Annotated in this window: 14 protein-coding genes; 10 read left to right on the forward strand and 4 right to left on the reverse strand. The window is 44.7% G+C overall.

All coding sequences use genetic code 11. The features are described 5' to 3' along the window. Nucleotides 1-15 precede the first annotated feature (15 nt). Nucleotides 16-534 carry a VC1380 family protein gene (locus ACFI6G_RS01230; protein WP_462710101.1) on the reverse strand — a complete coding sequence of 173 codons (519 nt, stop codon included), beginning with the start codon at nt 532-534 and terminating at the stop codon, nt 16-18. A gap of 135 nt (nt 535-669) precedes the next feature. Here ACFI6G_RS01230 and ACFI6G_RS01235 point away from each other — a divergent pair, with 135 nt between their 5' ends. The 3 genes from ACFI6G_RS01235 (at nt 670) to ACFI6G_RS01245 (ending at nt 6,889) form a co-directional block, all read left to right on the forward strand. Continuing rightward, a complete protein-coding gene (locus ACFI6G_RS01235; protein WP_016767264.1) occupies nt 670-1,986 on the forward strand; it encodes a MipA/OmpV family protein in 1,317 nt (438 codons plus the stop codon). Nucleotides 1,987-2,207: 221 nt separating this feature from the next. Then, nucleotides 2,208-6,251 (forward strand): ATP-dependent RNA helicase HrpA, encoded by a 4,044-nt coding sequence (hrpA, locus tag ACFI6G_RS01240; protein ID WP_102270586.1) that lies wholly within the window; start codon nt 2,208-2,210, stop codon nt 6,249-6,251. A gap of 143 nt (nt 6,252-6,394) precedes the next feature. Next, complete coding sequence (locus ACFI6G_RS01245) at nt 6,395-6,889, forward strand: outer membrane beta-barrel protein (protein WP_010441347.1); 495 nt, start codon at nt 6,395-6,397, stop codon at nt 6,887-6,889. A 155-nt stretch (nt 6,890-7,044) separates the two neighbouring features. On the opposite strand, the gene ACFI6G_RS01250 is transcribed toward ACFI6G_RS01245, so the two are convergent. Together ACFI6G_RS01250 and ACFI6G_RS01255 are read right to left on the reverse strand one after the other, a co-directional pair. Further along, nucleotides 7,045-7,812 carry a hypothetical protein gene (locus ACFI6G_RS01250; RefSeq protein ID WP_010441345.1) on the reverse strand — a complete coding sequence of 256 codons (768 nt, stop codon included), beginning with the start codon at nt 7,810-7,812 and terminating at the stop codon, nt 7,045-7,047. Continuing rightward, nucleotides 7,733-8,563 carry a hypothetical protein gene (locus ACFI6G_RS01255; RefSeq protein ID WP_102351217.1) on the reverse strand — a complete coding sequence of 277 codons (831 nt, stop codon included), beginning with the start codon at nt 8,561-8,563 and terminating at the stop codon, nt 7,733-7,735. The genes ACFI6G_RS01250 and ACFI6G_RS01255 overlap by 80 nt, the downstream gene beginning before the upstream one ends. Nucleotides 8,564-9,058: 495 nt before the next feature. Between ACFI6G_RS01255 and ACFI6G_RS01260 the strand changes: the two genes are divergently transcribed. The 7 genes from ACFI6G_RS01260 (at nt 9,059) to pheT (ending at nt 19,692) form a co-directional block, all read left to right on the forward strand. After that, on the forward strand, nt 9,059-9,844 hold the full coding sequence (locus ACFI6G_RS01260; protein WP_010441341.1) for a TetR/AcrR family transcriptional regulator: 786 nt from the start codon (nt 9,059-9,061) through the stop codon (nt 9,842-9,844). Nucleotides 9,845-10,015: 171 nt separating this feature from the next. Next, nucleotides 10,016-12,481, forward strand: coding sequence for an efflux RND transporter permease subunit (locus ACFI6G_RS01265; RefSeq protein WP_330216766.1), 2,466 nt, complete (start codon nt 10,016-10,018; stop codon nt 12,479-12,481). A 65-nt stretch (nt 12,482-12,546) separates the two neighbouring features. Continuing rightward, nucleotides 12,547-13,332 (forward strand): outer membrane lipoprotein-sorting protein, encoded by a 786-nt coding sequence (locus tag ACFI6G_RS01270; protein WP_371956733.1) that lies wholly within the window; start codon nt 12,547-12,549, stop codon nt 13,330-13,332. Between the two features lie 9 nt (nt 13,333-13,341). Next, nucleotides 13,342-14,574: a hypothetical protein gene (locus ACFI6G_RS01275; protein ID WP_102285861.1), complete on the forward strand. Its 1,233-nt coding sequence runs from the start codon at nt 13,342-13,344 to the stop codon at nt 14,572-14,574. A 245-nt stretch (nt 14,575-14,819) separates the two neighbouring features. Beyond that, complete coding sequence (locus ACFI6G_RS01280; RefSeq protein WP_010441333.1) at nt 14,820-15,929, forward strand: GGDEF domain-containing protein; 1,110 nt, start codon at nt 14,820-14,822, stop codon at nt 15,927-15,929. Between the two features lie 355 nt (nt 15,930-16,284). Continuing rightward, nucleotides 16,285-17,268 carry a phenylalanine--tRNA ligase subunit alpha gene (pheS, locus tag ACFI6G_RS01285; RefSeq protein ID WP_004734764.1) on the forward strand — a complete coding sequence of 328 codons (984 nt, stop codon included), beginning with the start codon at nt 16,285-16,287 and terminating at the stop codon, nt 17,266-17,268. 18 nt (nt 17,269-17,286) lie between these two features. Then, nucleotides 17,287-19,692 (forward strand): phenylalanine--tRNA ligase subunit beta, encoded by a 2,406-nt coding sequence (gene pheT, locus ACFI6G_RS01290; protein WP_462710102.1) that lies wholly within the window; start codon nt 17,287-17,289, stop codon nt 19,690-19,692. Between the two features lie 188 nt (nt 19,693-19,880). On the opposite strand, the gene ACFI6G_RS01295 is transcribed toward pheT, so the two are convergent. Then, nucleotides 19,881-21,314: a DUF4403 family protein gene (locus ACFI6G_RS01295; RefSeq protein WP_102402260.1), complete on the reverse strand. Its 1,434-nt coding sequence runs from the start codon at nt 21,312-21,314 to the stop codon at nt 19,881-19,883. Nucleotides 21,315-21,325 lie beyond the last annotated feature (11 nt).

The raw sequence follows: 21,325 nt of genomic DNA on the forward strand, positions 1-21,325 counted from the left end.
CCTAAATCGGTAGCGTTAGTCTTTGAGTTGTCTCGTTTCAAGATCAGAGGTTTCGAACTCTGGTGTATCAGGCTCGTTAATTTCGAGAGCAGAGATGTCCTGCTCTATCGCTTCAGATTGATTTGCTTCGAGTTCCGTTGTTTCAGCTTCTGTCGTTGCCTGATCTGGCATTTCAGACTCCGTTGCCTCAAGCTCTGTCATTTCAAGTATTTCGATAACTTCTGAACTAGAAAGTTCATGGCCCATTAGAAATATTGCCAATAGGGCATCGGCTTTTGTTTTGGTATCGGACGGATCGTCCAGTACTTGTTCGAGTCTTTCTCGAATCATAGCGATTTCGTGTTCGACGAAACCACGGCCTTCATCGTCCCCTTGGTTTTCTTCAGGGGCATTATCAAACTCAAGAAACAGCATGTCGCTATCGAGTCTGGTGTTAACCAAACGCTCAGGCAACCACTCTTCGCCCATGACAATATCTGGATCGGAATCTTGGGGTAAGTGGTCTATAATGTTTTGTAATTCTGAGACTTTCACAATACTTTCATTTAACCGAGAATATTCTTCATTGTAACGGTCAAAGTCGATCAAACCTAAAACTAGTTGGCTGGCATGGCCAATAAATGTCTATTCAGTAACACAAAAATTATTACAAAGAGTAATTACACAAGAATGAAGCACAAATTTTCACCGAAGCTCATTTCGTATGGAGCGGTTTTATTAAGTAACGCTTTTCTAGGTAATAGCGTAGCCTGGGCTGCCGAAGAGCAAGAATGGGGCATTGCTGCAATGTTCCGCAGTGCGAGTATTCCCTACGATACATCAGGTGGGGATCAAACCGTCGGTTCTTTTGTTCCGATGCTATTTTTTAAGAATGACTATGTATTTATCGACGGTACTGAAATGGGGGCTTACCTCTACCAGACTGACGACGAAAAATGGTCTCTTAATGCGATATCGCGTATGCGTTTTATTGATATCCCTGCTTCAGAACAAAATGCCATTGAGGGTGATACTGCCGATTTTGGTGCGCAAGTCAGTTATCAGTGGGATGAGCAGTGGAAGCTTGAAACCGAGCTAATGAGCGACAGTGAATACAATTTTCACGGAAATCTACGCGCCAAAGTAAAGTATGAAACGGGCGATTGGGAGTTTACTCCGAGTGCGACACTTCGTTATAAAAGTGCCGATTTCAATAGTGCTTACTATTCAGCCGAAGGCGAGTCGATTGGCGCAGGTATCGATCTTAATGTGGGTGTTGAAGCACGTTACCACGTGGTTTCCAACTTATACCTACTTGGTTCAACTAGTGTCACTCGATTAGACGACAACGCTTATGATTCATCAGTAGTTGAAGATCGTTATCAAGGTGAACTTTATCTTGGTTTTGGTTTCTTCAATGACAAAGAGAAAGCGCCGAAACCGAAATTGAGTAACGCGCCGTATTTACGTGTCGCGCACGGTTGGGCAACGCCATCGAATATTGGCGAGATTATGAAGTTCAATACTGAGAAAGACGAATACAATAACCAACTGACCTCGTTTTTCTACGGCCACCCGCTAACAGACGAAATCTTTGGTCTCCCGCTGGATATCTACCTAACACCGGGTATCGCGCATCACTGGAATTCAGATGTTCAATCGAGTAGCACCGAGTACATTATTGCGATCAAAGCGTATTACACCTTTGATTGGCCGACACAGTGGCGATTTGGTGTGGCTGAAGGTATGTCGTACATCGACTCGATCACCTACATCGAAGGCTCTGAGATGGATCGTAAAGGTTACACCGCAAGCCACTTGTTGAATTACCTAGACTTCTCATTTGATGTCAATGTGGGTGATTTGATCGGCAAGAACGACTTAAACAATTTATGGTTCGGTTATTCGTTGCATCATCGTTCTGCGATCTTTGAAAACGCCTCTCAGTTTGGACGTATCAAAGGCGGTAGTAACTACAACACGGTTTACTTCCAATACGAATTTTAAGCGCGGTTTCAGCCGTGTTTTAACGATGGTTTATGTTGTCATTTTTAACCATCGTTTGGATAAATATGATGTGTATCCGAGTTAGCTTTCATAGCCTTCGTTAGTGTTGGCTTGAACAATCAGCCTGATAGCAAAAGGTTTTCCCTTTTATGTCAGGCTTTTTTGTTGAAGAGTTGTGGTACAATCGCGCGAGTTTAATAAGTACAATAATAGGACACGCTTTGACTTCGTCTCCGGAAAAAGCAGACAACAACAAGAATGCAGTGCAATCTCAAGCGACAAACAAAAAGTCGACATCGACTCAACCTGCATCGAACTCGTCTGCCAAACAATCAGTAAAACCTGCTAAAACTTCTCAGAATAGCCCAGCTTCTCTTCGTAAAGCGCTCAACGAATGTATGATGCGCGATCGCTTCCGTTTGAGTAAGCGAATTGCTGGTGCAAGCAGAATCAAAAATGAACAATCTAAAAATGCTGTCTTTGATGAGATTGCATTGGACATTGCCAAGTCGATGATGACGGCAACCCAGCGTGCTGCGCAAAAGCCAACGATTGAATACCCAGAAATTCTACCCGTCAGCCAGAAGCGCGAAGACATCGCGAAAGCCATCGCTGAAAACCAAGTGGTTATCGTGGCGGGTGAAACAGGTTCAGGTAAAACCACGCAGTTACCAAAAATCTGTTCTGAGCTTGGTCGTGGCCGCTTTGGTTTAATTGGTCACACTCAGCCTCGTCGTCTTGCGGCCCGTTCGGTTGCGAACCGTATTGCCGAAGAGATGGAAACGCAACTGGGTGAGTTTGTTGGTTATAAGGTTCGTTTTAACGACCAAATTTCTGAGAACACACAAATCAAATTGATGACCGACGGTATTCTACTGGCGGAAATCCAACACGACCGTTTCTTAAATCAGTACGACACCATCATCATCGATGAAGCGCACGAGCGTAGCCTTAACATAGATTTCATCATGGGTTACCTGAAAGAGTTGCTGCCAAAGCGTCCAGATCTGAAAGTGGTCATCACATCGGCAACCATCGATCCAGAGCGTTTCTCTAAACACTTCAATAATGCGCCTATCATCGAGGTATCAGGTCGTACTTATCCTGTAGATACGCGTTACCGCCCGTTAGGTGGTGATGAAAGTGATTCCGATCGCGACCAAATTGAAGGCATCTTTGAAGCTGTTGATGAACTGTGTGATGAAGGGCAAGGCGATATCTTGATCTTCATGAACGGTGAGCGAGAGATTCGAGATACCGCAGATGCATTAAGTAAACGTAACCTGCGTGATACTGAAATAGTTCCGCTTTACGCACGTCTATCGGCGGGCGAGCAGAACCGTATCTTTCAGTCTCATACTGGCCGACGTATCGTTCTGGCAACCAACGTGGCAGAAACTTCGTTAACCGTTCCTGGTATTAAGTATGTCATCGACCCGGGTACAGCACGTATTAGCCGATACAGCTACCGCACCAAAGTACAACGCCTACCGATTGAGCCAGTGTCTCAAGCAAGCGCAAACCAGCGTAAAGGTCGTTGTGGACGTGTTGCTGAAGGTATCTGTATTCGTCTTTACTCTGAGGAAGATTTCGAATCACGCCCAGAGTTTACCGACCCAGAGATTCTCCGCACTAACTTAGCCTCCGTTATCCTTCAGATGACAGCTCTTGGCCTAGGCGACATTCAAGCGTTCCCATTTGTTGAAGCGCCAGATAAGCGCAACATTCAAGATGGTGTAAGGCTACTTGAAGAGCTAGGTGCGATAGCGACAGCCGAACCCGCTGCGAACAAAAATAAGAATCAAGGCGACGACAAGAAGAAGCTAACCGCTATTGGTCGTAAATTGGCTAAGTTGCCGATTGATCCGCGTTTGGCTCGTATGGTAATTGAAGCGCCACGCAACCGATGCTTGCACGAAGTCATGGTGATTGCGTCTGCGTTGTCGATTCAAGATCCGCGTGAGCGTCCATCGGATAAGCAGCAATCGTCTGACGATAAACACAAGCGCTTCTTCGATAAAGAGTCGGACTTCATCACGTTTGTGAACCTGTGGGATTACATCAAGCAGCAGCAAAAAGCGCTGTCGAGTAATCAGTTCCGCAAACAGTGTAAGCAAGATTACCTGAACTATTTACGTATTCGTGAATGGCAAGATGTGTACTTCCAAATTCACCAAGCAATGCGTGAATTGGATACCAAGCTGAATACTGAGCCGGGTAGCTACGATGGTATTCATATGTCTCTGCTATCAGGTCTGCTTTCGCACATCGGTATGAAAGACCAAGAGAAGAATGAATATCAAGGTGCTCGTAACGCACGCTTCCATATCTTCCCTGCGTCTGGCTTATTCAAGAAGCAGCCTAAGTGGATCATGTCTGCTGAGCTGGTGGAAACCTCAAAACTATGGGGTCGTGTTATCGCGAAGATTCAACCGGAATGGATTGAACCGCTAGCGAAACACCTGATTAAACGTAGTTACAGCGAACCACATTGGTCGAAGAAGCAAGCGGCAGTAATGGCACACGAAAAAGTGATGCTTTACGGAATCCCAATCATTCCAAAACGCTTAGTTAACTACGGTGCGATTGATGCCACTGTCAGCCGTGAATTGTTTGTACGCAGTGCATTGGTTGAAGGTGAGTGGGAAACCAAACATACGTTCTTCAAACAGAACCGCAAGCTCCTGCAAGAAGTGGAAGAGCTTGAGCATAAATCGCGTCGTCGCGACATCTTGATCGATGATGATGAACTGTTCGACTTCTATGATCAACGTGTTGGCGAAGAGGCAGTGTCAGGCCGTCATTTTGATACGTGGTGGAAGAAGACCAGTCAGAAAACACCTGAGCTGCTTAACTTTGAAAAGTCGATGCTGTTCCGAGGCGATGCTAGCCACGTTACTGATTTGGATTATCCGAACTTCTGGCACCAAAACGGTATTAAGTTGAAACTGAGCTACCAATTTGAGCCAGGTGACGACAATGATGGTGTAACGGTACACATTCCGCTGCCTATCTTGAACCAAATTGACCAAAACGGTTTTGATTGGCAGATCCCAGGCCTGCGTCAGGAACTGGTGATTAGCCTAATTAAGTCACTACCAAAAACGCTACGCCGTAACTTTGTGCCTGCGCCAAACTATGCCGATGCTTTCTTGGCACGTGTAACCCCATTAGAAGCACCGTTGTTGGATTCTCTTGAGAAAGAGCTACGCCGCATGACAGGTGTTGAAGTGGTACGTGACGACTGGAAGTTAGACCAGATCCCTGAGCACTTAAAGGTAACATTCCGCGCTGTAGATCATCGCAAGCGTAAGCTGAAAGAACAGAAAGACCTGCATGAGCTAAAAGAAAGTCTGAAAGACAAGGTTCAAGAAACGCTTTCTAAGGTTGCTGACGACGATATTGAACAACAGAACCTGCATACCTGGAGCTTTGGTGAGTTACCAAAAGTGTATCAGCAGAAACGCGGCGGCTACGATGTTAAAGCCTTCCCAGCGCTGGTGGATTCTAAAGACAGCGTAGAGATCAAACTGTTCGAAACCGAACAAGAGCAGATCTCGGCAATGAAATCGGGTCAGCGTCGTTTAATCCTGTTGAACGTGCCATCGCCGATCAAATACCTGCACTCTAACTTGCCGAACAAATCTAAATTAGGCTTATACTTCAACCCATACGGACAAGTACTCGATCTTATCGATGACTGTATCGCTTGTGGTATTGATAAGCTAATTGAAGAGAAGGGCGGTTTGGTTTGGGAACCAGAGCAGTTTGAAGCACTGAAAGAACACGTACGTGCAGAGTTAGGCGATACGGTTGTTGAGATTGCTCAACAGGTAGAAACTATTCTAACTACGGCGTTCAGTATCAGTAAGAAGCTGAAGGGCCGCGTAGATCTTTCGATGGCATTTGCACTTTCAGACATCAAAGCTCAGGTAGAAGGTTTGATTTTTAAGGGGTTTGCCACAGAATGCGGGTGGAAACGCTTGCCGGATATTCTACGCTATATGAAAGCTATTGAGCGTCGAATGGAAAAACTGCCGATTGACCCTAACAAAGATCGCCTACATATGATCAAAGTTGAGTCGGTAATGAATGATTACAAAGAACTGCTGAATAAAATTCCAAAAGGGATCGCGGTTCCAGAAAACGTAAAAGAGGTGCGTTGGATGATTGAAGAGCTTCGTGTAAGCTTCTTCGCACAGCAGCTCGGTACGCCTTACCCAGTATCAGATAAGCGTGTTAAAAACGCGATTGATGCTTGCTAAAGGAATAAAGCTAGACGCAATAGCAAGGTTTGGGTATAAATCTTGCTTATTACATTACTAATTGAATAGTTATTACATACAGGGCGACTTGGTGGCAATTTATTACCACTCAAGGCCTGCCACTAGGACGAAAAAGGTCGAATATGAAAAAAACGTTATTGGCATTAGCACTACTAGGTGCATCTTCAACAGCAATGGCTGATTCTTGGTTGTACGGTGGTGTAATGGGTGGTCAAAACTCATTAGGCAATAAAGAAGAGACAGCGATGGGTATCCACGTAGGTACTGGTATTCTTCCATTAATCGGCGTTGAAGCGGGTTACTGGGATCTTGGTTCTTTCGGCAGCGTTAATTACGGCAACCGCGATCTTAAGAATTTAGACGCAAGCACTGCTTACTTAGCGATTAAACCAAGCATCGATTTTGGTCCTCTTCACGTATACGCGAAGGGTGGTCTTCACTCTTACGAGCTTAAAGCTGATGGCTTCAAGCAAGACGATGTTGATATCATGTACGGTGTAGGCGCTGAATACTTCATCTTTGGTCCACTATCTGTAGGCGCTAGCTACCAAAACTTCAAAATGAAAGATGACGACTCTGGCGTATTCACGCTAAACGCAACTATCCACCTACTGTAATTACTTGCAGTCAGTGACGGACGTACCGTTGGTCACGGATATTTGTAGAGTTCGTAAGAATTCGTAAAAAATGCCAGCTTGATAGCTGGCATTTTTGTATCTGTTAACCGTGTAATCGCTACTCTGTTTTCTTATAACAGATAGCAAGCGGATGGTTATTTTTTACTGTTCAGAATACGCTGAATTCTTGGGTTTATCGCTTTACCGTGTTTACTTTCGTACTCTTCACGTTTTAAATCGTTCAGGTTCTTTACAGAGTTAGCGGCAAGAAGGAATTCTGGTAACTCAGTTTCAAGCATGCCTTTCTCATCTAAACGTTTCGCTTCCAAGTAATACTTCTTGAACAGGCCATCGAGTTTGTTTTCAGCCGTACGCTTTAAATCGTACAGTTTATTCTGGATTAACCATTGCTCAATCTTATTATCTGCAGAGCGTGACAACACTCGAATACGGCTATCCAACAACTCTTCTTCAGTCAAAGAATCTTTCAGGATCCAAAGCTCACCCATTTGCGGCGGCCAACTGTTGCCAAGTTGAATACGTTCATGACAGTGCATTAGCACGCGGTTAAGGCCGTCTGAATCGACTGAGTTAGCAAATTCAATAAACTTACCGCTCGGCTCGCTCCCGTATTGGTATTCCCATTGTGTTTCGTACACGCTTAAGAAAGAACCAAACACATGGATACACCAATCAGTCAGCTCTAACTCTGCCGGATCTTGATCGACAACAGGCACTTTTTGAGACGAGCCTGCGTCGGTAGCGTTAGGTGTCGCTACATTAACTTCAGTGCTTTTTGCTTCAATTATTTCAGATCGTGCAGGAACGTCAGATACAACAGGCTCAGAAGGTTGGCTTTTTGCCTTTTTGAATGAGCTGCTGCCTGAAGCGTTCAGATGGGCTAAGCTTTTGTCTATACCCATTTCCTTGAGCTTGTCCTGCATTTCCTGAATATTGAGCGGTCTTCTGCTGTTGTTGTCTTTCATTTTGCTTCTCGTTAACTAGCCAGTACTGCAGCTTGGATTCAATCCGAGATAGTGGCATTAATTCATTAGCTTTGGCTTTATACCAAAGGACAAATTTCTTCCATACTAAACTATGGTCACCGGCCAAGCCGGAGAATTTAAACGCACGTTCTGCCCATGATGGGATCTCTTCTTCGTTGAGATCATGAGTAGAAACGGTGTTGCTGTTCATTGAGCCTCGGCCTTGTGGGCGAGGAGCATATTGCGTGTTTTGCATTGGTGCCGGAGCAGGCTGAAACTTGGGTGCAGGTGCAGGTGCAGGTGCAGGTGCAGGTGCAGGTGCAGGTGCAGTAGAGTAAACCGGAATACTATTGACCGGTTGAGTTTCAACTTGAACCGCAGCTTGCTCTTGCTCAATGAGCATTTTGAACACGTGTATCTCTTTCTTGTCTCGATAATCTACTTTTACTTTATCGAGGAAACCTTGGTCGACTAGACACTTAAGGCAATCGGCTAAACCGAACGTCGAGAGAGCACAAAGTTGACTTGCTGATTGTAGGCACACATTGGTGAAACCGAACTCATCAGCACCATCTGCAAGCATCAATAAAACCAGTTTTTCTGCTGGGCTAGAAGTATTCACTTGCCAAGCTAAATAAGAATATTTGGCGCTCAATATCGTGTTCTCAAAAAGGTAAGTCGTTGTCACTATTGTAAGTCACCCCTTATCGAATTTATAGCAACTTAACAGAAAACGACATTAGTAAGCCAAATATTGACCATAAGGAGAGGTCTGCCCCAAAAAGTAAGCCTACACTCATTCATTCTCGTGGGTTATGCCTGGATTCACTAAGCAAATATCGATAACGATTTAAAGTGCTAGCACTCTTTTTCGGCTAAGAATGGCCAATTTACTTTGGTATTCGGTTCGTCAAAAACAGCTCGTTTTTATTGATATTCATTGACCGTTCTCTCACTTACTCGCCCGTTTACTTACCCGTCCATACATAAAGTGTATTTAATTTATAAAACACCTTGATATGATCAATATTTGCGCTATTATGACGATAAGTCAGAAATGACGAAGCGTCACAAAATGGTTAAGTACATGAATTTGCTATTCGTGTTAATATATTAAACAGGAGTGTTTTAAATACTGACTCAGCTTAGGTGATAGCTAAGCGAAAATACGGACTGAGAAATTATGTTTGGCTTTGGTTGTAAAGGCGATAAGCAAAGTATCTTTGGTTGTAAAGGCGGCTTGTCTAAAAAGCAGCAGTCTATTGCAGACCGAGAAGTAGAATTGATGTTGTTAGCGAAAGATCTGGTTCGAGAGCAAGGGTTCGGAAACCTCACGATGGATAAGCTAACGGCAGCGAGCTCTTATTCGAAAGGTACGATATATAATCACTTTTGTAGCAAAGAAGACGTGGTTTTAGCGTTGTGTATTCATTCTTTAAAGGCCGAGGCACTGATGTTTACTCGTTCTGGAGAGTTTGAAGGTAACACACGCGAAAAGATCGTCGCACTGCACGTTGCTTATCGAATCTATGCGCGCATGGAGCCGGTACTGTCAACTTGTGCGATCATGGCAAAAAGCCCGTGGGTACTAGAGAAAGCGTCTAGTGCACGTGTAACCGAGATGAACGAACTCGAAGAATTGGTGATTGAACAAGCCGATTCAATGGTTAACCAAGCAGTAGAAGTGGGTGACCTAAAGTTCTCTTCTGGTGTGGGTTCAGATGCCATCGTGTTTGCAAACTGGTCAATCGCATTTGGTTCAAATGCCTTGTCACAGAACGCATCAAACAGTCATTGTATTAAGCGGTTACAAGACCCGTATTCAGTATTACATAACGCGAATATGCTACTCGACGGCCTGAACTGGCAGCCCCTTTCTACCGATTGGGACTACCGTAAAACCTGGCGTCGTGTAGAACAAGAACTGTTCAGTGAAGAGATCGCTTACTTAGAATCAGTAGGTCGATAGCTTCTATTAAGCCCACTTATGTGGGTTTATTAATAACCATTTATGACGATTCGTCACAAACTTAAGTTTAGCCTAATGTGGTTTAGGTTTTCTTGAGTGTATGACCAAGAATTGTGTCTTTTGTCAGCTTCGGCTGGCTTTTTATGATACAACTATGACGAATCGTCACAAATGGAGACTGTGATGGAACATGACAGCCAAAAGCCCGCTTTCGATCACCAAAATCGAGATAACCGTAATATCGATAGCGTAAACGGGGATCTCAATAACCGTTGGCACTCAATACCGACCAAGCGTTCGTTTATCGTTCTGCTGGTGGTTTTTTCAATCATCATGCTCTCTGCATTAGGGGCGAAGAACCTCTACTTTAGAGGGGATTACAACATCTTCTTCGAAGGCAACAACAAACAGTTGATGGCGTTCGATGAAATCCAAACTACCTTTGCGAAAACCGACAATCTCGCGATTGTTGTCGCACCTGATGGCGGCAACGTCTTCACCCCAGAAACCCTGACCTTAATTCAAAATCTCACCGTTGATGCGTGGCAGATCCCGTACTCAAGCCGTGTCGATTCTTTGGCCAATTATCAGCACACCGAAGCTGTTGAAGACGACTTATTGGTGGAAGATCTGCTGTATGAAGAATACGAACATACGCCCGAGCGAATCGCCAAAGTGAAACAGATCGCGCTAAACGAACCTCTGCTTAAGAATGCGTTGGTGTCGGCTTCTGGTGATGTGACCATTGTTAACGTGACCGTGCAATTACCTGAAGTAGATAAAACCGCGGAAGTGCAAGAAGTCATAGCAGCAATCAACACTATGATCGCCAAGTATCAAGCGGACTATCCTAACGTCGAATTCCATAAAGCGGGCATCATTGCTATGAACAATGCTTTCATGATGTCGGCTCAAGAAGACAGCTCAACACTGGTGCCATTAATGCTATTGGTGGTGTTGGTATTCCTGACCTTTATGCTGCGCTCATTCTTTAGCGTGGTGGCGACCTTAGTTGTGATTATCTCTTCGATTGTCGCGACCATGGGGTTGTCTGGCTGGGCAGGGATGTTCCTCAGCACCGCAACGGTTAACGTCCCAACTTTGGTACTGACCCTAGCGGTGGCCGATTGTGTTCATGTGATTGTGACCATGAGACAAGCCATGCAGCGTGGCATGGAAAAAGCACAAGCTATTCAATACAGCATCAAGCTTAATGCGATGCCGATTTTGATTACCTCAGTGACCACCGCGATTGGTTTCTTGATGATGAACATGTCGGACTCCCCCGTATTACGAGACTTCGGTAACTTATCGGCATTGGGCGTGATCATCGCATGTTTCCTATCCGTGACTATGCTACCTGCGCTATTAAAACTGCTACCAGTTAAGACTTTACCAACGAATGAAGTGGCACAAAGTAAAGTGACCTTCATGGATAAGCTCGGTGACTTTGTGGTAACTAATCGCAAAGCGTTATTGCCTATTTCTACTCTAGTTATCGTCGGCGCCGCGGCATTAATTCCACTGAACAAAGTGAATGATGAATCGGTGAAGTATTTCGATACCTCAAGCGAATTCAGACAAGCAGCCGACTTCATGGAACAGACTGTAAGCGGTATGACGACCATCAGTATTGCGGTCAAAACTAACGAGTCTCAAGCGATTGCTGACCCCTTGTTCTTACAAGCGATTGGTGATTTTACCGATTGGCTACGTGTTCAACCAGAAACCGACCATGTTGCTACGCTTTCTGATGTTTACATGCGTCTGAATAAGAACATGCATGGTGATGATGACCGTTATTACCAACTGCCACTTAACCGAGAGTTAGCCGCGCAATATCTACTGCTTTACGAGATGTCTCTACCTTATGGTTTGGATTTGAATAACCAGATCAACGTTGATAAATCATCGATCAAAATGGTACTGACGGTTGATAACCTCGGCAGTGTGGAATTGGTTGAACTCGAAGAGCGTATCTACTCATGGTTTGCCGCCAATGCACCTCAGTATGAAGTGGTCGCGTCGAGCCCATCATTGATGTTTGCTCACATTGGTGAAACCAACATGGCGAGCATGCTATCGACTCTGCCAATCACCTTAGTGCTTATCTCTGGTTTGATGATCTTCGCATTGCGCTCGGTTCGCTTAGGCATGATAAGCCTAGTGCCCAACATTGCGCCTGCGATTATTGGCTTTGGTTTATGGGCGCTTATCTCTGGTGAGATCAACCTTGGATTGTCGGTCGTGGTCACCCTTACTTTGGGTATCGTCGTCGATGATGCGGTGCACTTCTTGAGTAAATACCAACGCGCAAGAATGGAAGGGCAATCAGCGGAGGAAGCGGTTCGTTACGCCTTCCACACCGTAGGTCGCGCTTTGTGGATCACCACTGTTGTGCTAGTGGCCGGTTTCTCTGTATTGGCAATGTCGAGCTTCAGACTCAATTCCGATATGGGCTTACTCAGTGCGATTGTGATTTTCATTGCGTTGGTGGTCGACTTCATTTTGCTGCCAAGCCTGCTGATGATCTTCGACAAACAGACCCATTACTCAGACCAACCCCAATACGAATCAAAACCGTCTGTTAAAGCTAAACCTAATACGACGGCTGAACTGTCGACTTCAATCAAATAAGAAAACGTCAGCCTACTGCGGTGGGCTGACTTAAGGATTAATTTATGAAAATTATTAAACACTTTATGACAAAGAAAACACTCATAACGTCATTGATAACCATTGGCGCATTCTCGGCTTTCCCTGCGTTAGCCGATCCTGAAAAAGGCCTAGAGATCGCCGAGCAACGTAAAGCCGTTGATATGGGGTGGGGCGATTCTGTTGCGACCATGGAAATGCTACTTCGCAATAAACAAGGTGAAAGCAGCTCTCGTCTAATGCGATTGAAGTCGCTAGAGGTTGACGACGATGGCGATAAAGGACTGACCATATTTGATGAGCCCCGCGACGTAAAAGGCACGGCTTTTTTAAACCATTCACACATCACCAAATCGGATGATCAATGGTTGTATCTGCCGGCATTGAAACGTGTAAAGCGTATCTCTTCTCGCAACAAGTCTGGCCCGTTTATGGGCAGTGAATTTGCTTACGAAGACCTAAGTTCGTTTGAGTTAGAAAAGTACACCTTCAACTACATCGAAGACGCCAATATTGAAGGTGTTGATACCTTTGTTTTAGAGCAAGTTCCGACCGACAAAAACTCTGGTTACACCATGCAAAAAGTATGGCTAGACCAGCAATATTACCGCCCAGTTCAAGTGGAGTTTTACGACCGTAAAGGCGCATTGCTGAAAACTCTATCGTTCCAAGACTACAAACAATACCTAAACCAGTACTGGCGCGCGCACACCATGTCGATGCAAAACCACCAAACAGGTAAGAGTACTGTATTAACCACGACAGATTTAGCGTTCCAGACCGGTCTTAAGGATAAGGACTTTCAGAAAAATACACTTAAACGTGCAAAGTAAGGCAAGAATATGAAAAGGATTCTGTTAACAGGAACGCAGTTATCTTTAACCTTGGCAGCGACAGTTGGGCTTATGCAGGTGTCGTTGCCATGTGTGGCGGCAGGCTTTAGCTCTGAGTTCGTAGAGCAAGTCACCCCAGAACTCGCAGGGCAAGTTAACCTTGAACACAGGCAGTTCTTTAGCGACGGTTTACAGGGGCAGAACAAAGGACAAAGCTCACTGGTGTTACAACCGGAGTTTTACTGGGAGCAACAAGAAGGCAATGGCAGTTTTACCTTCACGCCATTTTATCGCTTAGACAGCGAAGACGATGAGCGAACCCATGGTGACGTTCGTGAAGCTTTGTTCCTTACCTACTGGGATGACTACGAACTGCGCGCAGGTGTTGGCAAAGTGTTCTGGGGTGTGACCGAATCAGCACACTTAGTGGACGTGGTAAACCAAACCGATGCGATTGAGTCCGTCGATGGCGAATCGAAACTGGGTCAGCCAATGGTTCACTTCACGTCGATTAAAGACTGGGGAACCATCGATGCCATGTTACTGCCGTATTTTCGAGAGCGTACCTTTGCAGGGGAAGACGGTCGGTTAAGAACGCCCGTACCCGTTTCAGACGATGCGCTGTATGAATCATCAAGAGAAGAAAAGCACGTTGATGTGGCACTGCGCTATAGCCAAATGTATGGTGATTGGGATGTCGGGTTAAGCTACTTAGGCGGTACCAATCGTGACCCTTATTATCGTGTTGATGGTAATAATCTTAAGCCCTATTACGCGCAAATGCAGCATTTCGGCCTTGATGTTCAGGGGATTATGGGTGATTGGTTATGGAAGCTTGAAAGCATTTATCGCGACAGCTACGACAACCACACAGGCGTAGCAACAGGCTTTGAGTATACATGGGTTGGGGCGCTAGAGTCGTATTGGGATATCGGTTTTATTGCTGAATACTTGTACGACAGTCGAGGCAACAATGCGCAGAGTGTCGGTCAAAACGACGTGTTCCTTGGGGCACGTTTCGCCTTAAATGATGAAGACGGGACCGAGGTGTTAACGGGCATCACTCAGGATCTAGATAACAGTGATGTTTACAGTGCAAAGCTCGAAGCCTCAAGTCGTATCAACAACAACCTTAAGTGGCGGTTGAACGCGTGGTTGTTTGAGAATGAAACCCCAGAAGACTTATTGTTCTTCGCTCGCAAAGATGATTTTGTTGAGATGGCGTTGGAATATTACTTTTAGTATTTTCAATAAGTTAAGTTAATGTTGGTTTATTGGGGTGTTCTTGTTGAATTGAACGCCCCAAACCCAGTGTTAATTTATATTTGTAGAGATCGAAGTCGTCTTTTTATAAAAGGAGTAAGCAATCAGGTAGGCCTACAGGTAGTATGGTTATATTTTACATGTATATATAACCTCTACATATGCACGCTTTTGACTACTGGTAACTGCTGGTAAACAAGTGTGATTTGGGCGTTAAGGGATTTATGAATTCATTTACTTGGAATAGATACTTCGAAACAGGCATTGGTGTCGTAGATGAACAACATCAATACCTCGTCGGTTTTATCAACCACTATGGCAATCTGCTGTCTGAAAACACTATCTCAATCGAAGATATTAGCATTGCTTTACTCGATCTCACGAGCTATGCCGAGTTTCACTTTAAAGAAGAAGAATCTTTGATGAGAGCTCGTAATTTATATCGCTCTCACATCGAAGAACACATCAAAGTGCATCGTGTTTTTATGCAAGATATCTACAGCATGCAAGCTTTCATTTTAGAAGAAGATCAGGCGTCTGCACGGCAGCTACTCGATTTCTTAATTCATTGGCTTGCGTATCATATCCTCGGTATTGACCAAAACATGGCTCGACAAGTGGCCGCGATAGAGGAAGGAGCGACCCCTAAACAAGCGTTTGAAGCCGAAGGAAAACAGAACGATTCTTCAACCATTCCTCTATTAGCTGCTCTTAAAGGCCTATTTGAGCAAGTCTCCGAACGTAATAAAGAGTTGTTACGGTTCAACCAGCTACTCGAAGACAAAGTCGAGGAAAGAACCGCAGAGCTAAAACGAGCGAACAAGAAGCTCGAAGAACTCTCCTTAACTGACTCGCTCACTAATTTGCCTAACCGCCGGTGTGCTTTTAAACAGTTAGCGGTGCATTGGCAAGAGTCCAAAGAACTTGGTATGCCTTTGGTGTGCATTATGATTGATGCCGACCACTTCAAGCGCATTAATGACACTTGCGGACACGATGCAGGTGATTTGGTGTTACAAACCCTCGCACACGAACTGAAAAACACATTTCGCAATGATGATATCGTGTGTCGATTAGGGGGCGATGAGTTCTTGGTGATCTGCCCCGATACCGATCTTAAAGGGGGCATGCACATCGCAGAAACCACTCGACAGAAAGTGTCTGAATTACAGGTCGACACCGGCGAGCAAGCTTGGCTTGGTAGCATTAGTGTCGGTGTGGCTGAAATGACCCAAGAATTCGAAACAATGAATGAATTGATTAAAGTAGCTGATGAGTCCGTTTATTTAGCGAAAAAAGCGGGCAAAAACCGCGTTTGTTCGATTCAGATTTAGAACGGGTTTATTTCAAGTTGAGAGCATAGTTCGCGTTAAATTTAAAATATAGCTCACGTCAGTTTTAGCGCTCAGGTTACTTTAGTTTTAGTTCTCAGGTCACCTTAGTTTTAGTTCTCATGAGACTTTAAATCGAGCGCTTCGCTCAGTTCCAAATTAAGGAGTGGTACCAGTAATTGTTCCACTTCTTCCTATTCCTCATTAATATCCTGTTAAATTTGCCGTGTTTTTAGTCAATAACTTGTTCTTTTAGCGATTCAATTTGGCATTGGTTGCGTGTTTGATTAGTATGTGTAGCTATCTAAAAAAACTAATCATCCGATACGGACACTACCAACTGGTAGATGAGGAAATGATGCAACATCTAGAAGAGATCATTGCTAATGCAACGACTGCTATTGATACAGCAGATTCGTTAGTCGCACTTGATGAAGTGCGAGTTCAGTATTTAGGTAAGAAGGGTGAATTAACTCTTCAACTACAAAGCCTAGGTAAACTTCCACCTGAAGAGCGTCGCACTGCTGGTCAAGAGATCAACAAAGCGAAAGGTGCTGTTCAACAAGCGATCGCAGCTCGCAAAGACGCACTTCAACGTGCAGAGCTTGAAGCGAAACTAGCTGAAGAAACTATCGATGTGAGCCTACCAGGTCGTCGCATTGAGAACGGTGGTCTTCACCCAGTGACTCGCACTGTTGAGCGTATCGAACAGTTCTTTGGTGAGCTTGGCTTTAGCACTGAGTCTGGCCCTGAGATCGAAGATGCATTCCACAACTTTGATGCACTAAATATCGCAGACGATCACCCAGCTCGTACTGATCACGATACTTTCTTCTTCAACCCTGATCTAATGCTACGTACGCACACTTCTGGTGTTCAAATCCGTACGATGGAAAACGGCAAACCGCCATTCCGCTTCATTGCTCCGGGTCGTGTTTACCGTAACGACTACGATCAAACTCACACGCCAATGTTCCACCAAGTGGAAGGTATGTTAGTTGATGAGAACGTAAACTTCGCACAACTTAAAGGCATTCTTAACGATTTCCTTTGTAACTTCTTTGAAGAAGAAGTTGAAGTGCGTTTCCGTCCTTCATTCTTCCCGTTCACAGAGCCTTCAGCTGAAGTTGACGTGAAACGTAAAGATGGCAAATGGCTAGAAGTTCTAGGCTGTGGCATGGTTCACCCTAACGTACTTCGCTCTGTTGGCATCGACCCTGAGAAATACTCTGGTTTTGCATTCGGTATGGGTGTAGAGCGTCTAACGATGCTTCGTTACGGCGTAAATGACCTTCGTGCGTTCTTCGAGAACGACCTTCGTTTCCTTAAACAATTCAAGTAATCCGGGGCAGTCAAAACTATGAAATTCAGTGAATCTTGGCTACGCGAGTGGGTTAAACCTGCAATTAACAGCGAAGAGCTAGCTCACCAAATCACTATGGCTGGTTTGGAAGTTGACGATGTAGAACCTGTTGCTGGTGAATTCACCGGCGTTAAAGTAGGTAAAGTGGTTGAGTGCGGTCAGCACCCAGACGCAGACAAACTACAAGTTACAAAAATTGATATCGGCGCTGTTGATGCAGAAGGTAATAAAGAGCTTTTAGACATCGTATGTGGTGCATCTAACTGTCGTCTTGGCCTAACGGTAGCAGTAGCAACAGTTGGCGCAGTACTTCCTGGTGACTTCAAAATCAAGAAAGCAAAACTACGTGGCGTTCCATCGAACGGCATGCTTTGTTCTTTCTCTGAGCTAGGTATCGACGTAGAGTCAGACGGCATCCTTGAGCTGCCTGAAGGCACAACGCTAGGTATGGACGTACGTGAGCTTCTAGAGCTTAACGACGTAACTATCGACGTAGACCTAACAGCAAACCGCGCAGACTGCTTCAGCATCCGTGGCCTTGCTCGTGAAGTTGGCGTACTAAACCGCGCAGACGTTACAGAGCCAACAGTTGAAACTGTTGTAACAAGCATTGAAGACACAGTATCTGTTGAAATCAAAGCAGCTGATGCTTGTCCACGTTACCTTGGCCGTGTGGTTAAGAACGTAAACGTGAAAGCGGAATCTCCAATCTGGATGCAAGAAAAACTGCGCCGTTGTGGTATCCGTTCAATCGACCCAGTTGTAGACATCACAAACTACGTGATGCTAGAGCAAGGCCAACCAATGCACGCATTTGATCTTGCTAAGATCGAAGGCGGTATTGTGGTTCGTCTAGCAGAGCAGGGCGAAAAGCTAACACTTCTAGATGGCAACGAAGCTGAACTAAACAGCAACACACTTGTTATCGCTGACCAAAACAAAGCACTAGCAATCGCTGGCATCTTTGGCGGTCAAGATTCAGGTGTTACTACTGAAACTACAGACGTACTTCTTGAAGCTGCATTCTTCGCACCGGATCACATCCGTGGTCGCGCACGTGCTTACGGCCTTCACACCGATTCTTCTCTACGTTTCGAACGTGGTGTTGATTCAACACTTCAAGCAGCAGCAATGGAGCGTGCAACACAGCTTCTAGTTGAAATCTGTGGTGGTGAAGTTGCGCCAGTAAACGGCAGCGAATCTGAAGCTGATCTTCCTAAAGCAAACGTAGTTGCTCTACGTCGCGCTAAGCTAGACAGCCTACTAGGTCACGAAATCCCATCTACAGACGTAGTGGAAATTCTTACTCGCCTAGGTTGTGAAGTTGAAACGACAGAAGCTGGTTGGACGGCAACGTCTCCATCTTGGCGTTTTGATATCGCAATCGAGCAAGACCTAATTGAAGAAGTAGGTCGTATCTACGGTTACGATAACATTCCAAACCAAGCGCCTAAAGCGGCACTTAAAATGAATGACCACAAAGAAGCTAACCAACCGCTTAAGCGCGTTCGTGACCTTCTTGTAGACCGTGGCTACCACGAAGCAATCACATACAGCTTCGTAGAACCAGAACAGCAAAAGCTTGTTGTACCTGGTGTTGAGCCGCTAATCCTGCCATTCCCAATCTCTGCGGACATGTCAGCGATGCGTCTTGGCCTAATCCAAGGTCTTCTAAACACAGTTGTTCACAACCAGAAGCGTCAACAGTCTCGCGTTCGTCTATTCGAATCAGGCCTACGTTTCATCCCTGAAGCAACAGCTGAAAACGGCATGCGCCAAGAAATGATGCTTGCGGGCGTTATCTCTGGTACTCGTGGCGAAGAGCACTGGGACATTGCAACTAACACTGTAGATTTCTTCGATCTTAAAGGTGACCTAGAAGCCGTTCTTGAGCTTTCTGCAAACGAAATCGCATACAGCTTCAAAGCTGCGAAGCACCCAGCACTTCACCCAGGTCAAACTGCGGCTATCGTAGTAGACGGTAAAGAAGTGGGTATCATTGGTACTGTTCACCCAGAACTAGAGCGCAAGTTTGGTCTTAACGGCCGTACTATCGTATTCGAAATCGAATGGGCAGCTATCAACACTCGCGTGCTTCCAGAAGCAGTAGCCGTATCTAAGTTCCCTGCAAACCGTCGTGATATCGCAGTAGTTGTTGACGAAGCAGTCGCTTCTGGCGACATCGTAGAAGCGTGTATCGCTGCTGGTGGCGAATTCCTAACAGGCGCTAAACTGTTCGACGTATACGTTGGTCAAGGCGTTGAAGAAGGTAAGAAGAGCCTAGCAATCGCACTTAGCCTACAGTCTGTAGAGCGCACACTTGAAGATGCAGACATCGCTGGTTCAGTAGATGCTATCGTAGCTTCAATCTCAGAGAAATTTGGCGCAGCACTTCGCGACTAATCTCTTCTGATAGATAGAAAAACCAAAGGCCTCGCATTGCGAGGCCTTTTTTATCCCCCCACTTTTGAGTGACTTCAAGTTCTTGTTGTGTTTGCAACATGGTAGAAATAAACCCATTAATAGTGTCTGAGCCCCCACCAAGATTGTTATAAACCTCTAGAACCCTGGGCTTGATTATGGCCAATTACTTATAGATTGGTTAGATTTATCCTCATATCACCGGATGCTTTTGCAGTAACTTGAACACCTTTGCTTTGCACCGTAACTGAATTGATTTCAAAAGTAGAAAGGCTTCCTGTCAAATTTCCGATATTTTCTATTGATATATCTTTCATCTGCTCGTTAGCTAGTTTTTTTGCTTTAGTTAAATCCTTTGAAATATCAAATTTTAAGGCTTCCTGGATCTTTCCTTTAATGAAAGGTGATGCAGCCCATGCAGCTGTATCTAGAATTGCACTCTCAGTATTTACATCGTATTCAATATCGGTAACGATTAATTCATTTTTGCTTTGACTGAACTCTGGGGTGCCTAAGATGTATACCCAACCAGTGCTTCCAAACCAGTCGCCAGAAGACTTTAGGTTAACTTTTGCACCAACAACTAGCCTGCCGCTAGATGCACCAAACACAGAGACTTTTTTAACTGTTACCATATTGCCTTCGTAGTCGATTTGATATTCTTTCAAACGTTTATTCGCTTGCATTTCTAACTCTGAATAGTCAGCGTTCACGGGAATATTCAATATAAAACCTGACGTTGTCAGGGTCGTTTCCAGAGCCGGGAGAGGCTTTATTTGACGACTATCGTCTGGTTCCCCGAGATAAATCGAAAAATGCCCCATAATACCAATACCTATATGCGCTGCATTGTCACTTGTGAACAGCGGGGTGCCATGAAGGCTCGAAACATCACTCAATAACCAAACTTCGTCTTTAATCAATGGTATTGGCTTCTGAGTCATGTCCCACGCTTTCTGAGCTTGGGCTTTAGCATTAATCTTACCTTGCAAAGAAGCATCAAGCTTTGCTTTGAATTTTTCCATTTGTTTATTTAGTGCTTCTCTAGTTTTAGACACTAAATTTATCTTGATTGGGCCAACTTTGATCTGCGCCCCTCTATCCAGAGAATAGTCAAGGTCAATATTTGGCTCTAATTTATACTCACTATTGAGTCTTGGGCTTAGCTTTGCTTTTACAGTAAATTGTGCATTAGTATCTTCATGGTGTTTAACACATACACGTTTACTACCGACCAAAAGATTTATACGCGTACATTTTTCCCAGTCTGCTCGTAAATCCACGAGTAGCGGCAAATGAGCTTCAATATTATTATTTCGAGCGTATACAGTTACGTTTCCACGGGTCTTTACATCTGTTTGGATAGAAACTCCATTCCCAACTTTCCGGCCGCTTTCAAAAAAAAGCTGATTCCCGTTGCTGTTTTCATTAATTGCTTCTTGTAGCAAGGATTGGATTTCACCAGCCTGAATAGATATAGGAAGTGATATTGATGACTCATCTATTTTTGGAGTAGTGTCAATATTGAGTCTATCAGGTTCCTTGCTATCAAAGTTGCATCCTGTCAAAACGAGGGTAAGAGCAACTAGTTTTATCATGTTCATGCTAATCTCCT

The organism is Vibrio sp. PSi01 (genome assembly GCF_054960695.1).